21 protein-coding genes are annotated in these 20,274 nt (G+C 45.5%); 10 read left to right on the top strand and 11 right to left on the bottom strand.

Going from position 1 to position 20,274, the window contains the following annotated elements:
• Positions 1–48 precede the first annotated feature (48 nt).
• The 5 genes from EWM62_RS05020 to EWM62_RS05040 form a co-directional block, all read right to left on the bottom strand.
• Positions 49–1,449, bottom strand: coding sequence for an alpha-L-fucosidase (locus EWM62_RS05020; RefSeq protein ID WP_129875563.1), 1,401 nt, complete (start codon positions 1,447–1,449; stop codon positions 49–51).
• 490 nt (positions 1,450–1,939) lie between these two features.
• Entirely contained in the window at positions 1,940–2,626 is a 687-nt protein-coding gene (locus EWM62_RS05025) for a ClpP family protease (protein ID WP_129875564.1), read from the bottom strand.
• Positions 2,627–2,644: 18 nt separating this feature from the next.
• The gene (locus tag EWM62_RS05030; RefSeq protein ID WP_129875565.1) at positions 2,645–2,914 is read right to left on the bottom strand and encodes a hypothetical protein; all 270 of its coding nucleotides are present in this window, start codon (positions 2,912–2,914) and stop codon (positions 2,645–2,647) included.
• A complete protein-coding gene (locus tag EWM62_RS05035) occupies positions 2,895–3,416 on the bottom strand; it encodes an RNA polymerase sigma factor (protein WP_129875566.1) in 522 nt (173 codons plus the stop codon). Before EWM62_RS05035 ends, EWM62_RS05030 begins: the two co-directional genes overlap by 20 nt.
• 224 nt (positions 3,417–3,640) lie before the next feature.
• Positions 3,641–5,050 (bottom strand): phosphohexomutase domain-containing protein, encoded by a 1,410-nt coding sequence (locus tag EWM62_RS05040; RefSeq protein WP_129875567.1) that lies wholly within the window; start codon positions 5,048–5,050, stop codon positions 3,641–3,643.
• Positions 5,051–5,138: 88 nt separating this feature from the next.
• On the opposite strand from EWM62_RS05040, the gene EWM62_RS05045 reads away from it, so the two are divergent.
• The 4 genes from EWM62_RS05045 (at position 5,139) to EWM62_RS05060 (ending at position 9,565) form a co-directional block, all read left to right on the top strand.
• Positions 5,139–6,449 (top strand): aspartate kinase, encoded by a 1,311-nt coding sequence (locus EWM62_RS05045; RefSeq protein WP_129875568.1) that lies wholly within the window; start codon positions 5,139–5,141, stop codon positions 6,447–6,449.
• A gap of 99 nt (positions 6,450–6,548) precedes the next feature.
• The gene (gene lysA, locus EWM62_RS05050) at positions 6,549–7,766 is read left to right on the top strand and encodes a diaminopimelate decarboxylase (protein WP_129875569.1); all 1,218 of its coding nucleotides are present in this window, start codon (positions 6,549–6,551) and stop codon (positions 7,764–7,766) included.
• Positions 7,767–8,130: 364 nt separating this feature from the next.
• On the top strand, positions 8,131–9,270 hold the full coding sequence (locus EWM62_RS05055) for a GAF domain-containing protein (RefSeq protein WP_129875570.1): 1,140 nt from the start codon (positions 8,131–8,133) through the stop codon (positions 9,268–9,270).
• Positions 9,271–9,370: 100 nt separating this feature from the next.
• Entirely contained in the window at positions 9,371–9,565 is a 195-nt protein-coding gene (locus tag EWM62_RS05060; protein ID WP_067057762.1) for a cold-shock protein, read from the top strand.
• A 312-nt stretch (positions 9,566–9,877) separates the two neighbouring features.
• Here the strand turns inward: EWM62_RS05060 and EWM62_RS05065 are convergent, their stop codons facing one another.
• Positions 9,878–10,120, bottom strand: coding sequence for a hypothetical protein (locus EWM62_RS05065; RefSeq protein ID WP_129875571.1), 243 nt, complete (start codon positions 10,118–10,120; stop codon positions 9,878–9,880).
• A gap of 151 nt (positions 10,121–10,271) precedes the next feature.
• Here EWM62_RS05065 and EWM62_RS05070 point away from each other — a divergent pair, with 151 nt between their 5' ends.
• Positions 10,272–10,637, top strand: coding sequence for a YtxH domain-containing protein (locus EWM62_RS05070; RefSeq protein ID WP_129875572.1), 366 nt, complete (start codon positions 10,272–10,274; stop codon positions 10,635–10,637).
• A 233-nt stretch (positions 10,638–10,870) separates the two neighbouring features.
• Here EWM62_RS05070 and EWM62_RS05075 read toward each other — a convergent pair whose 3' ends face one another.
• Together EWM62_RS05075 and EWM62_RS05080 are read right to left on the bottom strand one after the other, a co-directional pair.
• On the bottom strand, positions 10,871–12,763 hold the full coding sequence (locus EWM62_RS05075) for a M1 family metallopeptidase (protein WP_129875573.1): 1,893 nt from the start codon (positions 12,761–12,763) through the stop codon (positions 10,871–10,873).
• Positions 12,764–12,978: 215 nt separating this feature from the next.
• Entirely contained in the window at positions 12,979–13,482 is a 504-nt protein-coding gene (locus tag EWM62_RS05080; protein ID WP_129875574.1) for a DUF892 family protein, read from the bottom strand.
• A gap of 130 nt (positions 13,483–13,612) precedes the next feature.
• On the opposite strand from EWM62_RS05080, the gene EWM62_RS05085 reads away from it, so the two are divergent.
• The 4 genes from EWM62_RS05085 (at position 13,613) to EWM62_RS19230 (ending at position 16,190) form a co-directional block, all read left to right on the top strand.
• Complete coding sequence (locus EWM62_RS05085) at positions 13,613–14,557, top strand: Smr/MutS family protein (RefSeq protein WP_129875575.1); 945 nt, start codon at positions 13,613–13,615, stop codon at positions 14,555–14,557.
• A gap of 65 nt (positions 14,558–14,622) precedes the next feature.
• Positions 14,623–14,952 (top strand): ArsR/SmtB family transcription factor, encoded by a 330-nt coding sequence (locus EWM62_RS05090; RefSeq protein WP_129875576.1) that lies wholly within the window; start codon positions 14,623–14,625, stop codon positions 14,950–14,952.
• 54 nt (positions 14,953–15,006) lie between these two features.
• A complete protein-coding gene (locus EWM62_RS05095) occupies positions 15,007–15,561 on the top strand; it encodes a DUF6428 family protein (protein ID WP_238989283.1) in 555 nt (184 codons plus the stop codon).
• A 98-nt stretch (positions 15,562–15,659) separates the two neighbouring features.
• The gene (locus tag EWM62_RS19230; RefSeq protein WP_162499780.1) at positions 15,660–16,190 is read left to right on the top strand and encodes a hypothetical protein; all 531 of its coding nucleotides are present in this window, start codon (positions 15,660–15,662) and stop codon (positions 16,188–16,190) included.
• Between the two features lie 64 nt (positions 16,191–16,254).
• Here the strand turns inward: EWM62_RS19230 and EWM62_RS05100 are convergent, their stop codons facing one another.
• Complete coding sequence (locus EWM62_RS05100; RefSeq protein ID WP_129875578.1) at positions 16,255–16,689, bottom strand: SRPBCC family protein; 435 nt, start codon at positions 16,687–16,689, stop codon at positions 16,255–16,257.
• Between the two features lies 1 nt (position 16,690).
• Complete coding sequence (locus tag EWM62_RS05105) at positions 16,691–17,023, bottom strand: ArsR/SmtB family transcription factor (RefSeq protein WP_129875579.1); 333 nt, start codon at positions 17,021–17,023, stop codon at positions 16,691–16,693.
• Between the two features lie 139 nt (positions 17,024–17,162).
• Here EWM62_RS05105 and EWM62_RS05110 point away from each other — a divergent pair, with 139 nt between their 5' ends.
• Positions 17,163–18,098: a DUF6624 domain-containing protein gene (locus EWM62_RS05110; RefSeq protein WP_129875580.1), complete on the top strand. Its 936-nt coding sequence runs from the start codon at positions 17,163–17,165 to the stop codon at positions 18,096–18,098.
• Between the two features lie 39 nt (positions 18,099–18,137).
• Here the strand turns inward: EWM62_RS05110 and EWM62_RS05115 are convergent, their stop codons facing one another.
• Positions 18,138–20,123 carry a PAS domain S-box protein gene (locus tag EWM62_RS05115; RefSeq protein WP_129875581.1) on the bottom strand — a complete coding sequence of 662 codons (1,986 nt, stop codon included), beginning with the start codon at positions 20,121–20,123 and terminating at the stop codon, positions 18,138–18,140.
• Positions 20,124–20,274: the final 151 nt, after the last annotated feature.

Here is a 20,274-nt window from a genome sequence, read left to right on the forward strand (position 1 = left end):
AGCATCCAAATGATGTAATAGTTACGTTACGCTGTTTTGTGTAGCCGTCTACCTCCGCTCGTTATAAACCCCAAACTCCGCAATCGAAACCTGGCCTTCGGCTTTATCGATGATGATGCGCACTTTGGTACCCCAAACGCGGTTAAAGCGATGGATCTTTACGCGGGAAGTAGTGTTGCCTTCCAGGATAGGTTTCCATACGCCGTTTTGCAGGTATTCTAAATGGTAGGCGGTGATGTTTGGTTTCTTCTCGGTAATGGCAATAGTGTTAAACTCCGTATCGTGGCCAAAATCGATCTCGTACCAGGGTGCTTTAACCGTAGCGCTCGATGTCCACGAGGTGGTGAAATCATCATCGTTAGCGAAATCCATAATATCCATATCCTCGCTCCAGCTGGAGTTTGATGGTTTGTTTTTGGCCAGGTTGCTGGATATGATAGGCGCGCCGGTTGCAGCCAGCTTTGGCGCCGGGCCGTCGTTTTTCCAGAGTTTGCCTATCTCTTTTAAAGCCACCAGGGCGTTATCGTCAAACAAACCGTCGCGGTTTGGGGCAACGTTAAGGATGAAATTACAATCGGCTTTGTTTAGGGTGGTAAGCTCGGTAACCATTTTAGCCGGATCCTTTACCGCTGTAGTTGGGAAATTTGTTTTCCAGAACCAGCTGCTTTGCAGGGGCAGGCACGCTAAAGATGGCATAATGTTATTCTCTTTGGAGATCCTCTGACCGGCACCCATCTCGTAGGTTTTAATGTCGCTGTAAAAAAGGCCTTCGGCGGGGTATTTGGCGCCGTTAAGATCCATCAGCACACAATCGGGCTGGATAGATTTAATGAGATGGTAAACATCTTCAAAGTTGATATCGTCATAACTAATACGCGACCACGGCGCATCCCAGCCATCGATAATAATCGCTTCAATCTTACCATACTTGGTCAGCAACTCGGTAAGCTGCGCCTTCACCATTTCAAAATGTTTTTGGGTGATGCTATGCGGGCGTAGTTTGTGGTGCGTATCCAGGATGCTGTAATAAAGCATCACCTTCAGGTCGTTCTTGCGGAAGGCATCCACATATTCCTTTACCACATCCCGCTTCAGCGGACTGTTCATTACGTTATAATCTGTGGTTTTGGTGTCCCAGATGCAAAAGCCGCTGTGGTGTTTGGTGGTAAGGCAGCCGTAGGTCATATTGGCGCTTTTGGCGGCCTTGGCCCATTGGTCGGCGTTTAGTTTTGTGGGGTTAAATGCCGATGCAGGCGCTTCCGGGTCGGGCCAGTCGGCATCCATGTAGGTCGGCATGTTAAAGTGGATGAACATCCCAAACTTAAGGTCTACAAATTTTTGCTGCAGCGAAGTGTAATTGGCCGTAGTGGTAACCACCTCGTTATTTTGTGCCGATGTTTTATAAATGATGCCTGTAAGCAGGATGATAGCGGTAAGTAGTCTCTTCATGGGATGAACGCAGATGGTAAACCCAAAGTAAGCGATTATTGGGTAAAGATTTGACAACTTTCTAAAAGTTGTAAAATCTGAGGTAAGTAGGCGGAAAATGTTCACGTTCACGATTGCACACATGTTGTTAGTTTTTGTAAATAATTGATAATAAATATCTTATCGTATTTATTACTGACATAGTAGTGCCACCATTACCTTTAGTTTAATTGCTATGGATAGGTGCGGTTTTTGTTTAATTCAGTAGATATGCTAACATTCTTTCCGCCCTTGTGGTGTTGTCATCAACAAGCAGCCTGCATCCTGAAATAGTAAATTGCATGAGGGCGCAGGGTCTCTTGCAGAAGACCCTGCGAGGACGGGAGATTTTCTTTTTTGTCATCCTGAACGTAGAGAAGGATCTATTAGCGAACTGTGCTTGGCGGAGATGCATATCTGCGAATAGATGCTTCGCTATCGCTCAGCATGACAAATGGTTTTAGATATAATTCTATTTCTCCCTTGCACCCAAAATCTCATCAATCATTCCAAATTCCAGGGCTTCGGCGGCTATCATCCAGTGGTCGCGGTCGGACAGGTGGTAAACGGTTTCGTAATCCTGCCCGGTGTGTTTTGCTGTGATCTCGTAAAGCTCCCTTTTCATTTTGGCGATTTGCACAGCGGCTATCTCGATATCTGATGCCATACCCTGCGCGCCGCCCGACGGCTGATGCATCATGATGCGGGAGTGGGGAAGGGCAGCCCGTTTACCCTTAGTGCCTGCGCACAGCAATACCTGCGCCATGGATGCCGCCATACCGGTACAAATGGTGGCAACATCGGGCGAGATGAATTGCATGGTATCGTAAATACCCAGCCCGGCATAAACCGAACCACCCGGCGAGTTGATATAGATCTGGATATCGCGCTTAGCATCGGTTGATTGCAGGAACAGCAGTTGCGCCTGGATGATATTGGCCACATGGTCGTCGACAGCTGTTCCCAGGAAGATGATGCGGTCCATCATCAGGCGCGAGAATACGTCCATCTGGGTAATGTTCATTTGCCGCTCCTCCATAATGGCAGGTGTCATGGCCGTTATGCAACTGTTGTTTACCTGCGCTATAAACCTGTCTACATGTAAACTTTGGACATGGCGGTGCCTCACCGCGTATTTGCGGAACTCGTTGGTATTCATTTTTCAAAAATTTAAAGGTTAGCGTTTAAAAAAGCGCAGGATAGTTTGGCGGAAGCTTCGATGCTCCGGTTGGGTAAAAAGTTGGTTATGTATCGCCTCGATATCGGCGCGTAATTGCGTGCGGCCGTATTGCTGCACCAGGCTTAGGGTTTGTTTGTGCCAAAATACATCAGCCCTAAGTTGGGGGTTCAATATCATCTTCGCCTCAAACAACAGGCCGTCCTGCGGGGTGGCAAGGCCCAGCACGTGGTCGTCAATCTCTTTGATGTTATTCAATGAAGTCCGCATAGCTTAATGATCGTTGTTTAACGGTGTCCCTTACTTTTTCCAGGCATTTGTATTTCTGTACGGTAACCGAGCGTTCGCCGGCGTAACCAAATTGTTCGGCAGCTTCCTTCATTGGTAATTTATCGTAATAAAAGGCGCTTAACAGCTCCATGCAGCGTTTGCCGGCAGTTTGCAGGTATTGTAATACTTTGTTGGTTGAAACCTGCCCTTCGGCTTCATCGGCAAGGTTGAGCAGCTCATCATGCAAAGGCACGGTGCCATTGCCCTCCCTGAACTTTTTAAACCAAAGGTGCTTCGCGATGCCTAACAAATAAGCTTTATCATCCGCGGCGTTTAAATTGCCGCAAACAGCTTTCTCATAATAAATCACCAGCGCATCCTGGAACACGTCCCTGGCATCATCAAATGAACCGCCCAGCCTGGCCACATACTTAGCCACCGCCGGGAAGGCGCTTTTGTAAAGCTCCATTAGTGATTGTTCCCTGTTTGCCGTTTTTACCATGATACCTGCGTTTAATACTATGTGTGCGGATGGGGTGATATATCACCGGAAAATTAGAAATTATTTTGGCCTCACCCAAACCCTCTCCGAAGGAGAGGACTTAAAAACTTTCTTTTGCCTCCCTCTCCGAAGGAGAGGGCCGGGGAGAGGCCACAAAAAAGGCTTGCCGAAGCAAGCCTTTATATTTAAAGATTTGACAACTTTTCAAAAGTTGTCAAATCTAATTATTTCAATAGATCTGCTTTAACAATATCCAATATCTTAAACGACTCGGCAGTGCTTGGCGCTTCGGCGTAAACACGCAGCACCGGCTCTGTACCAGATGGGCGGATCATTACCCAGGTTTCGTCTTCAAAGAAGAATTTATAACCATCAAGGTCTTCGGTGCGGGTTACTTTCAGGTTGCCAAAAGCAGCGAAACCGCTTTTACAGTTGCTGATGATCTGTTGTTTCTTTTCTTCGGTAACGTGCAGGTCGTAACGCTCTACGGCAAATTTGCCAACCACATCGTAAATTTCCTGTACCAGGTCTTGCAGGCTGCGGCCGCTTTTGGCCATAAATTCCCATATCATCAGCCCTATCCAAACGCCGTCGCGCTCGGGGATGTGGCCGTTAACCGCGATACCGCCCGATTCTTCGCCGCCCACCATAAAAGGTTTGCCGCTATTAACGATCAGGTCGCAAATGTATTTAAAGCCAATTTTGGTAACCGTATTGTTCAAGCCGTAAGCATCGCAAAGCTTTTGGATCTTGCTGGTACACGAAAAGGTGGAGTAAACCTCGCCCTTTTCGCCTTTTACTTTATACATGTAATGGATCAGCAATAGAAGGATGTGGTGCGAATCTACAAAGTTGCCTTCGCCGTCGTATAAACCAATCCGGTCGGCATCGCCATCGGTAACCAAACCGGCGGCAATTTCGCCTTCAGATAGTTTGATCAATTGTTCAAACTCCTGCAGGTTGCGCTGGATAGGCTCGGGGGCCTGGCCGTCAAAACTTGGGTTATAATCAGCATGTAAAAAGGTAATATCGGGGAACAGGCGGCGCATCACATTCTGGCCGGCACCGTACATGGCATCGTATGCCCACTGCAAGCCGCTATCGCGAATGGCAGGAATATCAAAGCTGGCTTCGGCATGCTCTACGTACATATCTTCAAGATTAATGTACTCAACCAGGCCATCAGTAACGTAATCCGTAACCGATTTTAGCTCCAGGTTGATGGTATCCGGGATCTGCGACTCTACCTTCTCTATATCATCCGGTGTGGCCGGGCCGCCGTAAAAGGCCTTTATCTTATATCCGTTATAAGCAGGCGGGTTGTGGCTTGCCGTAATAATGATACCGGCAGATGCCTGTTTGCGCACAGTACCCAATGATATCATCGGGGTTGATATGAACATGTTTTCGGCACGGAAAACCTTTATGCCCTGCGATGCCAGTACGCAAGTGGTAACATCTGCAAACATAGGCCCTGCAAAACGCGGGTCGCAGCCTACAACGGCGCTTGGTTTTTCGAAGTTTTGTTTCAGCCACAATGCGGTTGCATAGGCCACTCGTTTTACGTTCTCAACGGTAAAGTCGTCGGCAATGATCGCTCTCCAGCCATCTGTTCCAAATTTTATTTTGCTCATTTTAGATATAAGTGGTTTAAAATCCTATTTTTAGCGCCTCAATATTCATACAAGAATATTAATGTTTTATGGTAAACGGAAACAAATAATGAAAGTTTTAAAATTTGGCGGAACATCGGTCGGGAGTGCTGCCCGTATGCAGAAGCTGCTGGATATAATTAACCCCCAGGAGAGGCAAATTGTGGTGCTGTCGGCCATGTCGGGCACTACCAATAATTTAGTAGAAATAGGCCAGGCCTACCTTACAAACGATAAGGCGAAGGCAGCATCTTTAATAGCCATATTAAAGGATAAGTACGAGGCTGTTATTAAGGAGCTTTTAAAAAAGCCCGAAACATTTGAGCAGGGTAAAGAGGTTATTGATTACCACTTTAGGCTGTTGAGCAGTTTTGCCAACGACCTGTTTACCCCCATAGAGGATAAAATTATTTTAGCGCAGGGCGAGTTACTGTCAACCACGCTGTATCATATCTACCTGAAAGAAATTGGCGTACCATCGGTTTTATTACCGGCGCTTGATTTTATGAAGACCGACGAGGACAGCGAACCCATAGTTGACCATATTACTACCGAGCTTACCCCGTTACTGGACAAACACCCGGATGTGAACCTGTTCATCACACAGGGATTTATTTGCCGTAATGCCTTTGGCGAGATAGACAACCTGCGCCGCGGTGGCAGCGATTATACCGCATCATTAATAGGGGCAGGCATCCGCAGCGAAGAAGTTCAGATCTGGACGGATATCGACGGGATGCACAACAACGACCCGCGCATTGTGAGCAATACCAAACCCATCGCCCAGTTATCGTTTGACGAGGCTGCCGAGCTGGCCTACTTTGGGGCAAAGATCCTGCACCCGCAAAGCGTGTTCCCGGCGCAAAAGTATAAGATCCCGGTGCGGTTGCTGAACACCATGGACCCGCAGGCTGCCGGTACGCTGATAACAAACACCAGCGAAACAGATAAGATCAAATCGATAGCGGCAAAGGATGGCATTACCGCCGTTAAGATCCAAAGCAGCCGCATGTTGCTGGCGCATGGCTTTTTGCGCCGTGTGTTCGAGGTGTTCGAGCGTTACCGCACATCGATAGATATGATCACCACATCAGAGGTGGCGGTATCGTTAACCATTGACGATACCACTTACCTGGGCGAGATTACCACAGAACTTGGCGCTTATGGCTCGGTAGATATTGATGTAAACCATACCATTATTTGTGTAGTTGGCGATTTTGGTGCCGAAAAGCACGGTTACGCGGCGCGCGTACTGGAAGCGGTAAAACACATCCCGGTAAGGATGATATCATACGGTGGCAGCGACCATAATATGAGTTTACTGGTAAAAACAGAAGACAAGGTAGAGGTTTTGAGGAGTTTGCATAGCAGGCTGTTTTAGGAAGCCTCTCCCAACCCTCTCCGAAGGAGAGGGCATTAGAATTGTTCAATTAAGATAAATAAAAGTTTCCCCTATCGGGGGAGATTTAGAGGGGGCTACATGTTCAACAACAATACTATACAGCGCTTTAACGATACCGAAACACCATTTTATTATTACGATATGGGTGTTTTGCGGCAAACGCTTGATGCCTGCAGGGATGCATCGTCAAAATATGGTTTTCATGTGCATTATGCTATGAAGGCTAACTTTAACCCAAAGGTGGTGGATATGATCCAAACTTTTGGTTTTGGTGCCGATTGCGTAAGCGGTAACGAGGTGAAATCGGCATTAGAGCATGGCTTTGATAAAGGCAAGGTGGTGTTTGCAGGTGTAGGTAAATCTGATAAGGAAATTAACCTGGCGCTGGATGCTGATATCTTCTGCTTTAACGTAGAATCGGTTCAGGAGCTGGAAATTATCAACGGATTAGCTGCGGATAAGGGCAAAGTTGCGGGCATCGCCATCCGTATCAACCCCAATGTGGATGCGCATACCCACCATTTTATTACTACCGGGCTCGACGAAAATAAATTCGGCATCAACACCTGGCAGCTAAATGATGTGGCCGAAACGCTGCGCAAATGCGCCAATCTTAAATTTTTAGGCATCCACTTCCACATCGGCTCACAAATTACCGATATGGAGGTTTACCGCAACCTGTGTACCCGCATTAACGAAATGCAGGATTGGTTTGAAGACCACGGCTTCGCGATAAAAGTATTAAACACCGGCGGCGGCCTGGGCGTTGATTATTATAACCCCGATACCAACGGCATCGCCGATTTTGAAAGCTACTTTAAAGTGTTCAGCAAATTCCTGAAGGTTAAACCGGGCCAGGAGGTGCATTTTGAACTTGGCCGCGCCATGGTTGCACAATCGGCATCATTAATATCGAGGGTGCTTTACGTAAAGAACGGCCAGAAAAAGAATTTTTTAATACTGGATGCCGGCATGACGGAACTGATGCGCCCTATGCTTTACCAGGCGTACCATGCTATTGAGAATTTGAGCAGGGAGCGGGGAGAGAGGAGCGGAGAGCCGGATGGAGAAGTGGCGCATGACGGCGCACCGAACACCCCGCACCCCGCACCCCCAATAAAATACGATGTTGTAGGCCCAATATGCGAAAGCACGGATTGCTTTAGGAAAGATGTTGACTTGCCGCAATCGTATCGTGGCGACCTGATCGCCATACGCACGGCAGGCGCTTACGGCGAGGTTATGGCATCGCATTATAACCTGCGCGACCAGGTGCAATCGGTTTATTCAGAATAAGTTATATCCACAGCAAACCATACCCGCGTTATAAGCGTATATTAATTATACAAGCTTTTTTGATTGGTTATAAGCAGGTAGTCTTATAGATCGAGTGGCTAAATAATTAATATCACGATAGTGGTTATACGTTGTATTAAGGTATTTAGCAAGGTCCCGTTGGTTAACGCTTTCGGGGCTTTTTTTGTGGAGATAAAATTAGCATGCTTCGGCGCAAACCGCGGGGGTATTATTATCGTATTTATAATATTCCTTATTAGAATAATTATTATTATACCGCGGCTGTAAACAATTTTGCATATTGCCTGTATAAATGAAAGTTTTTTAGTTAGTTAGATAAATATATTATTCAACCTGCCTATAAATGAAATATACCGAGCAACAACGCCTTACGGCTGTAGAAAGGTTTAAGCAACTTGATACAAGTATTACTACCGATCTGAATGAGATTGTTGCCCTGGTAGCCCAAATTTGCGGCACACCGGTGGCCCTTGTAACCCTGCTTGATAACGATACCCAATGGTTTAAGGCATCGGTTGGTACCGAGGTGGAATGCACACCCAGGGGGATGTCTTTTTGCAACAACACCATTAAACACCAGCACTTAAACATAATTGGCGATCTGCAAGCCCACCCGGAGCACTGCTCCAACCCGCTGGTTACCGGCGAACCATTTGTACGCTTTTACGCCGGCGCGCCTTTAATAACCAAAGATGGTTACGCCATTGGCAGCTTGTGTGTGATAGATATGCAGCCGAGAGAGTTAACCCCCCATCAGCAAAAAGCGCTACAGGTAATGGGCAAACAGGTTGTTAATTTAATGGAACTTAACTGGAGCCTGAACACGCTTGCAGAACAACGCGAAAAAGAGCTGAAGCATGCAACCGCCATAAGCGAATCTGAGCTGAAGCTGAAGGCGATCTTTGATAGCTCTAACGATACCCATATATTGGTTGGCCGTAATTACGAAGTGCTTGCCTTTAACAAATCTGCCGCAGCCTTTATTAAAGCTGCTTACCGCCGTAAAATATCACATGGCGATTGCCTGCTGGATTTTACCGACCCAACTATATTAAACCAGTTTAAAAAATATTTTAGCATAGCCCTTACGGGCCGGTCGATAAAGCGCGAGTGGATGCTGATGCCGGGCACCACAAACGCCTGCTGGAAGGTTACCACCTTTATCCCTGTAAGGAATAAAACGGGCGATGTAATAGGCGTGGCGCTAAACTCTACAGATATTACCCATCATAAAAAGCAGGAAGCCTATATCAATGTCCAGAATGAGGCGCTTAACCGCATAGCCATTATCCAATCGCACGAGCTGCGCCGGCCGGTGGCATCGCTGTTAGGTATTATGGACCTCATCAAAATGGAAAATGTTTCCTTCAACTATTTTGATATGATGGAACTTACCGTTAACGAGCTGGACGAAAAGATCCGCGGCATTGTTAAGGATTCTGAGAATACCCTGCATGGCCGGCACCTGGCTGTTGTAGCGTAATTCATATATCAATAACATCCGTATCACCCGCGTTTAAAGCACTTTTGCTGTAATGTGGATAATTATGCCTACCTTGCGCACTTTAATAATAAATAAAGTAATGCAAAAAGAAGGAACAGTAAAATTTTTCAATGAAACAAAAGGTTTTGGCTTTATCACACCAGATGGTGGCGGTGCCGATGTATTTGTTCATTCAACAGGTCTGATCGACGAAATCCGTGAAAACGATAAAGTTGAGTTCGAAGTAGAAAACGGAAGAAAAGGCTTAAACGCAGTAAACGTAAAGGTTGTTTAATTATATATTAATCCACTAAATGTTACAGAAAGCATCCGCCCATAAGGCGGATGTTTTTTTTGTGCTATGATTTTACTTTTTGCCGTAGGGAGGGAACAGAATCCGAAATCGTAATTCTAAAATCCGAAATCAAAGTGTCCCATTCAGAAATGAGTGGGACACCCTTTTGAAATTGCAACCAATTAATAATCAATTATTTATAATTTTATTTTGACTATTTTTTAGCAAAAGTCAAATCAATAAAATATTGATTATCAATTATTTAACTAAGATTTCTCGTTTGTGTAATATTTAGTGGGACAGCAAGAAATTTTATTCGTTGCCGCTCATCCAGAAAGTTACCGTTGCCAGTGCGATAGTTATAAACAGTATAATTATCAAAGTGTCTAAAATGCGTCGCAGCAGCCTGTCGGCTAAGCTTTCCTTCCTGTTAATATAAGGCAGCAGTTGATATTTAAGTACAATCAGCACTATAGCCAGTACAATAGTTATCAGGTAAAACATTTTACGGAAATGTACCGATCGTGTAGAATCTATCAGGGAGGTTATATCCATAACGCCCCTGATAGCTAAAACCGTGCCCCGTGTGGATATAAATGGATATCATCCCTAAATGTGCTTTATTAAACTTAATGTAAATAATTTAAACAGTGCGGTATGGTATTTGTTAACCTATGTACAAATCATCTACTAAAAAGTAAATAACATGAAAGATCAAGCAAAAATTATAGCAGCACTTTTAGTGGGTGCTGCAGCGGGCGCCGCTTTAGGATTATTATTGGCCCCAGAAAAAGGTGAAGAACTAAGAGGCGACATTGCTGATTATGTAAACGACCTTGTTGACAAAGCAAAAAACAAAGCGCAGAGCACTGCCGATAACGTTAAAGAATACGCCAGCAACACGGTTGATTCTGTAAAATCGAGGTTCTCGGGAGCGGTGAATGATGCCGACGATGCTATTGACAGCGCAAGGTCAAAAGCAACCAGCTATGCTGAAAACGGCGCTGATGCTGCCAAATCAAAAGTAAAAAGTACCGCTAACGACTGGAATAATTCTATCCAGAACGCGTAAGGTATTTAACCATACATGTGTAAAAGCCCTCCCGACGAAAGTTGGGAGGGCTTTTTGGTTTAAAATAATGTCATTGCGAGGAGCGATAGCGACGCGGCAATCTCAGCATATCCGATTGTCCTATGAGATTGCCACGCTATCGCTCGCAATGACATGTTTGTAGACGCGTAAAAATGAAGCGCAAAAAACGCCCAACCTACGGCCGGGCGTTTTCAATATCAAACCAGGGTAGCTTACTTTTTAGCAGCAGGTGCCCAGGTGTTATCCTTCATGTTAGCATCCATATAAATACCGTTATCTAAAGCGATAGATTTTAAGCTTTTGCCCCTTACCGATTTAAAGGTAACCAGCGTTTGTTTCTGGTTCTTCTCCCAAACGGCAGGCGTTTGGTGCATGGTTTTTGTAGTGCCGTCGACATAAGTTACAACCACATCAAACGGAATTGCAAAGCCGCCTATGTTGGCAACTGTAAACGTGTAGCCATCTTTACCGGTAACTACATTTTTAACAGCCAGGTCGTTATAGTAATTGGTGAAGAACCAGTTGTTAAAGAACCAGGTAAGGTTACGGCCCGATACATTGCTCATCGAGTTGAAATAATCCCATGGAACAGGGTGTTTACCATGCCAGCGGTCCATGTAGCCATGCAGGGCTTTTTTAAACAGGTCGTCGCCAAGCATATCTTTTAAGGCCAGGTAGCTTAACGACGGTTTGCCGTAAGCATTGTTACCGTAACCGGTGGTTAGTTCGCTGGTTTGGGTGATAACCGGGATATCCTGGTTGCTGGAGCGGTTGTTGATCCAGCCGTTGATACGGAACTGTTTGTAAAACGCATCGGCTTTAGCTTTGCCTTTTTCGGCGGTGCCTATCAGGTACTCAAGGGTGGTAGCCCAGCCCTCGTCCATAAACGCGAAGCGGGTTTCGTTGATACCCATGTAAAAAGGGAACCAGGTGTGTGCTATCTCGTGGTCCTGCACAAGCTGTGCAAAGCCCGGGTCGCCCATTTGGCTGTCGTTCACCATCATCGGGTATTCCATATCGGCAAAGCCCTGGAACGCCGTCATTTTTGGGAACGGATAAGGCACGCCCGGCCAGTTGTGGCTAAACCAGCCTAAAGCGTTACGGCCATATTGTACAGATTGTTTAAAATCGGTACCCTTAACCGAGTAGGCAGCCTGCATGCTTGCTCTCCTGCCGGTGCTTTGGTCAACAATAACACTGCCCGCATCCCAAATGTAATGGTTGCTTAGGCCAACAGCCACATCGCTGATGTTGGTTGCCGTCCATGTCCAGGTGTTCATGGCGTTTTGCGCCGTAACTTTGTTGCCTGTAATTTCATCAATGGTAGCCACATGAATAGTGCTGTCGCTGGTCATTGACCGTTGCAGGCGGTCGGCATATTCTTTTTGTAATACCTGTGTTGGGTTCTGTAAGGTACCGGTAGCCCAAACCACAAAGTTTTTTGGTACGGTAACATTCAGGGTGTAATCGTTAAAATCGTTGTAAAACTCCTGCGCGTCGGTAAAAGCTACACGGTCCCAGCCGTTGTAATCATCATATACAGATACGCGCGGGTAAAAATAAGCCAGGTAATAACTGGTGGAGTCTATCTGCCCCTCGCGGCCGCTTTGTTTTGAAGCGTCGAAGTGCCAGGCAATGCTCATCTGTACCGAGTCGTGCGGCATCAGTGGTTTTGGCAAGGCAACTCCAAAGTTGGTAGATGATGCCTGCTCGTTGTTCCAAGGGCGTTTTTGGCCGCCAACACGAAAAGTATCTACCTGGATGCCCGAAGTTAAATAATCAGGCCCGGCATCACCCATCCTGGCCGAGCCGGGGCGGTGTATGTTCAGGATCAGTTTCATGTTCAGCCTTTTTAAGGTATCCGGGCTGTTGTTGATGTAGGTAATAGTTTCGGTGCCTTTTACGGTGCTTAAAGGCGGGGCTGCCGTTATCGAGATATTGTAACGCGCGTGGTTTTGCCAGTATTTGGCCCCGGGTTTGCCATCGGCGCTGCGGGTGCCGTTATCAAATGCCTTTTTAATATCACGTGGCATGTAAAGGCTTTGCGCCTGTAATTGTAACAGCGCTACGCTGCAAGCTGCGGTAAGCAGGATTTTTTTTAACATAAATGATAAGTTTTTATAAGATCAGTAAAACAAATGTAGGTTATATATCGGTATCTGTTATGACTATTCAGGTAAACGAATTGTTACAATGAACGCTTGTTTGCGGGCGTTTAATTATTTTCCTTTGTATCAAGTTATTTTAGTAGGGGTATTAAATAACTATATAAAGCCGGGCCTTATGGTCCGGTTTTGTTATTTATACGGATTTTTAACGTTTACCCCGTTACATATTCTTTAGCTATCAGCGTAAACAGCTTGTCGTTATCTGCCGATTCATCAAAGTTTTCTGTCAGCAATTGTTTTACTTCGTCATACTTCAGCAGCTTGGCAATCATAATAAGCATGCGGTACGATGTAATGTTGATATGCTCCAGTATCTGCAGGTAAAGCATAATGTCAAGGTCGTTCAACAGGGGCACGTCTTGTCCATCGTCTAAACAAAATTCATCTTTTATAATAGACCTGATGGGGTTACAAACTTCGGCAGAAGGTTTTTCGCCTATCAGCTTATAAATTTCTTCCATGCGTTCTATTTGTTTTTTTACATCGCCCCCAAATTCGCCAATGGCCAGTTCAAGGGCTTTAAACGATGCAAGGCCCATAAGGTGCGATGTCCTGTCGCGTAAAAAACACTTGCCGTTGTATATGCGGGTTAAATGATGCAGGAAAATCTGCTTTAAAAAAGGCGCGTCCGGGGTTTTAGGGGTCTTGGGTTCCATATGCTTAATTAATCGTGATCGGCTAACACAAAAATCTGTTTTCTTTTTCAATAAAGAAACAATTATATACTAAAGGTAAGTTTAATAATTGGCGTATGGTTTATTAATGAATGCTGCTTATTATTGCAGTATGAGATATAAATTAGGCGATTTTGTGCGCTTTGTTGATGAAAAGCTGGAAGGCTATGTAACCAAAATAATCGACGAGCAGATGATAGGTGTTACCGTTGAGGATGATTTTGAGATACCGGTACTGGCCAGTAAAGTAACTTATGTGCATGGCCACGGCGCCCAAAGCCACGATGAAGAGTATATCCCCCAGGCAAAACCAACCGGCGAGTTTAAAAGCAAAGGTGTACACATAGCCGTTGTGGCCGATGTAAAGGCACAGGCGCTGGTGCATTTATACCTTGTGAACGAAACTTCATACCAATTGCTTGCCTCGGTTACCGCTCAGCAGCAAAAAGATAACAAAGGCGAGTTTGCCGGCGTTATCGAACCAAGCGGCGTAGCTAAAGTTTACTCCGCTAAACTATCCGACCTGCAGTTATGGCCAAAGCTAATTTTCCAGGTTTTGTTTTATACCAAACAAAACAAGCCATCGGTAACCCCTTTGAATGTAAGCCAGCAATTTAAGGCGAAGGATTTTGCAGGCGCTAAAAAGATGGTGCCCTTTATAAAACAGCAGGGCTGGATGATACAGCTGGATGAACCCGAACTGATCATTGATGCCGAAAAACTAAAGGAAAGTTTTTTTAAACCTGCCGAAGAAAAAACGCAAATCGTTGCCAAACCGGTAAGCGAGCTTGACCTGCATATAGAAAAACTGCGCGACGACTACCAGTTTTTAGGCAGCAGCGAGATCCTGAACATCCAAACCGATCACTTCAAAAAGGCGCTTGATGCCGCCATAGTGCACCAGATGCCCGATATTACTTTCATCCACGGTACAGGTAACGGCATACTGAAACACGAGCTGCATAAATTGCTAAGCAAGCACCCCAAGGTGCAAACCTTTATGGATGCCCGGAAAGAGAAGTTTGGGTACGGTGCTACGAAAGTGGTGTTGAAGTAAGTTTGCTGAATTTATTATTAGAGTATTTGTTTTTTAATTATTAATCGTAATATTGCGATTGATATATGGGCATTACCAAAACAGCAATATTTAACCAGGAACAGAATAAGCTGGCGCTGCAACTAAAAGCAATTGCACACCCGGCGCGTGTTGCCATATTGCAGCATCTTCTAAAAACCAACGCCTGTATCTGCGGCGACCTTGTAGACGAACTGGGTTTGGCCCAGGCGACCATATCGCAGCATTTAAAAGAGCTTAAAAATGCCGGGCTGATACAAGGCACTATAGAAGGGGTGAGCATTTGCTACTGCATCGAACCCATTGCCTGGAAGAACCTGCAAAACGAAATAAATACGCTGTTCGCGTCGTATAAGGGCGCGAATAATTGCTGCTAAAATTTTTTAACCAAATCAATCGTAATATTGCGATTGATTTTAAACTGTATAATGATGGAAAACTTAAAATGGATTGATTTTAAACAGCAGCTACAGGCAAACCCCGATCTTATACTGCAATTTCAATATGCCCAAAACCAATGGGTTGATGCCGCTTATCACATTACCGAAGTTAAACAGGCACCCATAACATCTGTTGATTGCGGCGGGGTGCTGAATAGCTGGACAGAAGTCATTGTTCAGTTATATGAACCACAAGGCGAGCAGCAGGAAAGGGCAATGCAGGTAAGCAAAGCACTTTCAATTATCCATGTTGTAGAAAAGGCGTTGCCTTTAAATCCTGATGGGATAGTGAAGATAGAGTTTGGTAATACGCGGTTTGATACCCGCCAGATGCTGCCTAAAGCATTAATAATTGATGCCGATAACCTGGTGGTTGACCTGCGTGCCGATACGGTACAATGCAAGGCCGTAGAACGCGGCGGCAATTGCGGCCCGGACGAAAAAGGTGATGAATGCTGTAGCCCGGTTACAGAAACCAAACCATTGATACAATTACAAAACCTTACTGCCGATGCGTGCTGCACGCCGGGCTCGGGATGCTGTTAATGAATCCTGTTATTTTTTATTTTCTTCTGATTGGACTCTTTGGCATAGTATATGTTATTCTATAGTTAATAAATATAAACCATTAAATAATATATACCATGAAAAAGTTAAGTTTAATAATGGCGACGGCTATTGCCGCATGTGCATTTAATTATGCGGCGGCAAAAGGACACAACACACACAAAGCAAAATTTTCAACCGGTAATTTAACCGTTAATCAGGATACTGTGCCTAAAAAGAAAAAGGCCCCAAAAACAACTAATCCTACAACACCGCCATCACCAATAGCGCCAAACCCAACAAACCCGCAGAGCCCAACAAGCCCTACCACACCTACTATACCAAATAACCCAACAAACCCTACTAACCCAAGTTACCCTATAACACCAACTAACCCTACACAGCCAACCAGCCCTACTAATCCAACTCTACCAACCAGTCCGACTGTGCCAACAAGCCCAACGGTGCCAACAAACCCAACGGTGCCAAACAGTCCAACTGCACCAACCATGCCGCCGGCTACACCTACAACACCAACAGGTACGCCTCCGGCTACCCCAAACCAGGTGCCAACAACACCAACTACAACCCCGCCACCAGCACCAACTGTGCCGCGTACAGGCAGGTAATAAAATAATATGTATAAATGCGAGACCGGTGTAAAGCGTATGCTTTCACCGGTCTTTTTTTTTATTAATCTTCCTTTTCAACAAACTCCTTCAGGCTGATGCCCAGTATGTGGTTCCAGCCTTTGGTAAAGCTTTCCACGGCAAAATCCGGCCCGTGCTGTGGGAAGGTTTCCAGCCCGGTATGCGTAATGCGTACAAGCGTTTTATCCCCCTCGGGGAACAATTCAAAACTCACTTCCGAATGACCATCAAAACCCTCATAAACCCAAGTGTAGCTCAGTTTCTTCTCGGGTTCCACAGCGGTAATGCGGCAATTATGCGTGTACTTTTCGCCCTTGCTGCCCTGCCCGCTAAAGCTAAACTCAAAGCCAACGCGCGGCTCAAAGCTTTCCAGCTGAAAATACCATTTCTTCATTTTTTCGTTATCGGTTAAGGCCTGCCAAACGCGGCTTACCGGGGCGTTAAGCGTACGCTCAACTATTAATGGTTTTGCTTCCATGTTATTTAAGTTTTGGTTTTTGTTCAATTTGCTCGTTATCCAAAAAGTCTTCCAGGGCATTCAGTTTACCGGTCCAGAATGCGCGGTACTGGCCTGTCCATTTAGCCACCTGTTCCAGCTTTTTAAGTTCGGCCCGGCAATAGCGTTCGCGGCCTTGCTGTTTAATGGTAATAAGCCCGCACTGGGTAAGTATCTTAATGTGTTTTGATATTGCAGGCCTGCTTATCTCAAAGCTATCTGCAATGGCGTTCAGGTTCATCTGCCGCGCGGCAAGCAGGTTTATGATCTGGCGCCGGGTAGGGTCGGCAATGGCCTGGAATACATCTCGTCTCATTTTATATGTGTTACCGTTCGGTTACGCAAATGTATATGATACCTTTTGGTTACGCAAACAAATGTTAAATATTTTTTGTTGTTACGAAATATTCGTATAATTACGATAGTTTCGTAACAAAATTAAATGTAAACATATCATGAGAACTGTAATCGCAATTATCGCCGTCAATTTAATGCTGTTTCGTACAGCGCTGGCGCAAAACACCGGGGGTTATCCCGATTCAATTAAAAAAGCATTTGCCTTATACGAGGCAAAAAATTACCGGGCATCGGCACAAACTTATACCAACGCGTTTAAAGTTAATGGGTGGAAAGGGTTTAGCGACGACAGGTATAACGCAGCCTGTTCGTGGGCGTTGGCCGGTAATGCCGATAGCGCGTTTTACCAGTTAGACCGTGTTGTAAACCTAATGGCATACAACAACTACGCCCACATCACTACCGATACCGACCTGAACAGCTTGCATAACAATAAACGCTGGGCAACGCTGATTGCTACGGTGGCTAAAAATAAAGAGAAGGCCGAGGAAAAACTAAACAAGCCGCTGGTGAGAGAACTGGAAACCATTTATGCCGACGACCAGAGCGGGCGTAAAAAAATAGACAGCCTGGCTAAGATCTATGGACTGCAGTCGCCGCAGGTAAAAGAGCTTTTTAAAACTATAGCTTTGCAGGATTCCGTTAACCTGATGAAGGTGAAAAAGATACTGGATAAGCATGGTTGGGCAGGCCCCGATGAAGTTGGCGCTTTAGGTACAGTTACCCTGTTTTTGGTAATACAGCACGCCGACCTTGCCACTCAAAAGCAATACTTACCCCTTATGCGCGAGGCCGTAAAAAGCAAAAAGCTGAGGGCATCCAGCCTGGCTATGCTGGAAGACCGTATAAACGTGCGCGAAGGGAAAAAGCAATTGTATGGCAGCCAGCTACGGTCTGATGCAGAGGGTAAAATGAAATTTGACCCTATTGAAGATGAACCTAACGTAGATAAGCGCCGCGCCGAAGTAGGTTTAGAGCCGCTAAAAGATTACGCCAAACGCTTTGGTTTGGATTACACCGTACCCGAACAATAATAAATAGTACAGCATCGCACTAAAAGTGCGGTGCTGTAATTAACCCTGTTTAAGCGGGATCTCGAAGCTGAAAGTTGAACCTTTGCTGGGTTCGCTTTCTACATACAGCCGGCCCTGGTGGCGGGCAATAATTTCGTGGCTGATGTATAAGCCTATGCCCAGGCCAGAGATATGCGATGCCAGGTCGTCCACACGGTAAAAGCGCGAGAAAATACGTTCCTGTTGTTCCTTGCTTATACCAAGGCCAAAATCCTGTACGGTTACTGTTGCTTTATCTTCTGATCTTGATACAGAGATATTGATCAGGTCGGCCTGCGGCGAATATTTAATGGCGTTTGATATCAGGTTGATGATCACCTGCTCTATCCGTTGCTTATCGGCGTTAACAAGCAGTTCGTCAATATCCGAACAAATAATTATCCGGTGCGATTTGGTTGAATACTGCATCAGGTCGGCCACTTCATCAACCAGGTGCGGCAGGTTAAACTCACTGAAAGAGAACGGCAGCTTACCGGCCTCTATCTTAGAAACATCAAGCAGGTCTGATATCAGGTCGGACAGTTTGTTTATTTGCGATAGCGCTTTTTGAATAAACGTTTTATTCCTGTCATCGGCTGCCAGGCTGCGGTCGATAATTTGCAGGTAGCCGTTAAGGCTGGTCATGGGGGTTTTTAGCTCGTGGCTGGCAAGGCCTATAAATTCGTCCTTTTTTGAGTTGAGTACCTGGATCTCCTCGTATAATTTAGCGTTATCAAGCGCAACGCTGGCCTGCGATGCCACGCCAGATACCAGCGTTTCGTGCTCACGGGTAAACCGGGCAACCTCGGGGTGGCCCAAAAATAACCCGCCTATAACTGTGCCGTTTTTTGACATAACCGGTACAGCAAGGTAACTTACTACAGGCAAATGCCCTTTAGGCATGCCGTAATGCGGGCGGTTATGGCCATAGCGCGGGTCTTTGGTAATATCATCAACCCGCACCACACCTAAACCATTAAACGTATGCGCAAAAACGTCAGTGTTGCGCGGCATGCCAAATTTTTCGAATGCCTCCCGCGGCGCACCCGATAGCGTGTACAGCATGTACGATTCGCCCTGATCATCCAGCTTGTTATAAAAGAATGCGCCAAAAGCCGCTCCGGTAAGGGTAGTGGTGGCATCAGTAACTTTTTGCAGTATCTCCTGCACATCCAGTTTTTCTGATATGGTTTTGCCAATAGAGTTTAGCACCTCCAGGTTTTCGGCATATTGCTGCAGTGTATTTTCGGCCATTTGCTGTTTAGAAACATTACGGGCAATTTTTGATGCGCCGATAACCTTACCCTTCAGGTCCTTAATGGGCGATATGGCCAAAGAAACCGGGATCTCGAAACCGTTTTTATGTAAGCGGTAAGTTTTGTAATGTTCAATTTTTTCGCCGTTTCTTATTTTAGTTAGTATTTCGGTTTCTTCCTGTAGCCGTTCGTGCGGTATCAGCATGGTGATGGGGCTGCCTATAGCCTCGGTTTCGGTGTACCCAAATAATTGTTCCGCACCACCGTTCCAACTGGTAATGATGCCCTGCAGTGTTTTACTTACAATGGCATCGTCTGATGTGGTAACTATAGAGGCCAGCATAGCCTGTTTGCGCTCGCTGTTTCTTTGTTCAGTAACATCTAATAGTGTATTGATAGCGCCTGTAAGGCGGCCTTCCGTATCAAATACAGGTACGGGGTGCGTTAATACGTTCAGGCGTGTTCCGTTAGGGCGTTCTACAATAATTTCTTCGCCGTTAATAGCATCGCCGCCTTTTAAAACCCGTGCCATAGGGCAGGTATCTAAAGGAAGGGCTTGCCCATCTGTTGTAAATATTTTTTTGGCACCGGTCCATAGCTCGCTGTTTTTTTCAGGGGTGCGCCCCCATAATTTAACCGCTGCATCGTTAAACGATGTGATATGGCCGTCATTGTCGCAGGTGTACACGGCAACGGGCAGGGTATTAAAATGGGCATAAGATAGTTGTGTGTTCGCTACCGGGTTTGTCATTTCTTTTGCAGTGTATGGTTTCGGCGGTGTCACTATATAAATATGAAACCATTCCCAAAATGTGTAAATATAATTACTTCATCATAAAAATAGAAAAGGCAACGGGTAATATACTTGGCAGAGTTATCTGCCAACACTATTCCAAAAAAGT

Origin of the sequence: Mucilaginibacter terrigena (assembly GCF_004168255.1) — a bacterium.
GTDB lineage: Bacteria > Bacteroidota > Bacteroidia > Sphingobacteriales > Sphingobacteriaceae > Mucilaginibacter > Mucilaginibacter terrigena.

What these genes read in the sequence shown, in the direction of transcription:
- EWM62_RS05020 (WP_129875563.1), bottom strand. Translation starts at nt 1,449, where the DNA reads ATGAAGAGACTACTTACCGCTATCATCCTGCTTACAGGCATCATTTAT.
- EWM62_RS05025 (WP_129875564.1), bottom strand. Translation starts at nt 2,626, where the DNA reads ATGAATACCAACGAGTTCCGCAAATACGCGGTGAGGCACCGCCATGTC.
- EWM62_RS05030 (WP_129875565.1), bottom strand. Translation starts at nt 2,914, where the DNA reads ATGCGGACTTCATTGAATAACATCAAAGAGATTGACGACCACGTGCTG.
- EWM62_RS05035 (WP_129875566.1), bottom strand. Translation starts at nt 3,416, where the DNA reads ATGGTAAAAACGGCAAACAGGGAACAATCACTAATGGAGCTTTACAAA.
- EWM62_RS05040 (WP_129875567.1), bottom strand. Translation starts at nt 5,050, where the DNA reads ATGAGCAAAATAAAATTTGGAACAGATGGCTGGAGAGCGATCATTGCC.
- EWM62_RS05045 (WP_129875568.1), top strand. Translation starts at nt 5,139, where the DNA reads ATGAAAGTTTTAAAATTTGGCGGAACATCGGTCGGGAGTGCTGCCCGT.
- lysA (WP_129875569.1), top strand. Translation starts at nt 6,549, where the DNA reads ATGTTCAACAACAATACTATACAGCGCTTTAACGATACCGAAACACCA.
- EWM62_RS05055 (WP_129875570.1), top strand. Translation starts at nt 8,131, where the DNA reads ATGAAATATACCGAGCAACAACGCCTTACGGCTGTAGAAAGGTTTAAG.
- EWM62_RS05060 (WP_067057762.1), top strand. Translation starts at nt 9,371, where the DNA reads ATGCAAAAAGAAGGAACAGTAAAATTTTTCAATGAAACAAAAGGTTTT.
- EWM62_RS05065 (WP_129875571.1), bottom strand. Translation starts at nt 10,120, where the DNA reads ATGGATATAACCTCCCTGATAGATTCTACACGATCGGTACATTTCCGT.
- EWM62_RS05070 (WP_129875572.1), top strand. Translation starts at nt 10,272, where the DNA reads ATGAAAGATCAAGCAAAAATTATAGCAGCACTTTTAGTGGGTGCTGCA.
- EWM62_RS05075 (WP_129875573.1), bottom strand. Translation starts at nt 12,763, where the DNA reads ATGTTAAAAAAAATCCTGCTTACCGCAGCTTGCAGCGTAGCGCTGTTA.
- EWM62_RS05080 (WP_129875574.1), bottom strand. Translation starts at nt 13,482, where the DNA reads ATGGAACCCAAGACCCCTAAAACCCCGGACGCGCCTTTTTTAAAGCAG.
- EWM62_RS05085 (WP_129875575.1), top strand. Translation starts at nt 13,613, where the DNA reads ATGAGATATAAATTAGGCGATTTTGTGCGCTTTGTTGATGAAAAGCTG.
- EWM62_RS05090 (WP_129875576.1), top strand. Translation starts at nt 14,623, where the DNA reads ATGGGCATTACCAAAACAGCAATATTTAACCAGGAACAGAATAAGCTG.
- EWM62_RS05095 (WP_238989283.1), top strand. Translation starts at nt 15,007, where the DNA reads ATGGAAAACTTAAAATGGATTGATTTTAAACAGCAGCTACAGGCAAAC.
- EWM62_RS19230 (WP_162499780.1), top strand. Translation starts at nt 15,660, where the DNA reads ATGAAAAAGTTAAGTTTAATAATGGCGACGGCTATTGCCGCATGTGCA.
- EWM62_RS05100 (WP_129875578.1), bottom strand. Translation starts at nt 16,689, where the DNA reads ATGGAAGCAAAACCATTAATAGTTGAGCGTACGCTTAACGCCCCGGTA.
- EWM62_RS05105 (WP_129875579.1), bottom strand. Translation starts at nt 17,023, where the DNA reads ATGAGACGAGATGTATTCCAGGCCATTGCCGACCCTACCCGGCGCCAG.
- EWM62_RS05110 (WP_129875580.1), top strand. Translation starts at nt 17,163, where the DNA reads ATGAGAACTGTAATCGCAATTATCGCCGTCAATTTAATGCTGTTTCGT.
- EWM62_RS05115 (WP_129875581.1), bottom strand. Translation starts at nt 20,123, where the DNA reads ATGACAAACCCGGTAGCGAACACACAACTATCTTATGCCCATTTTAAT.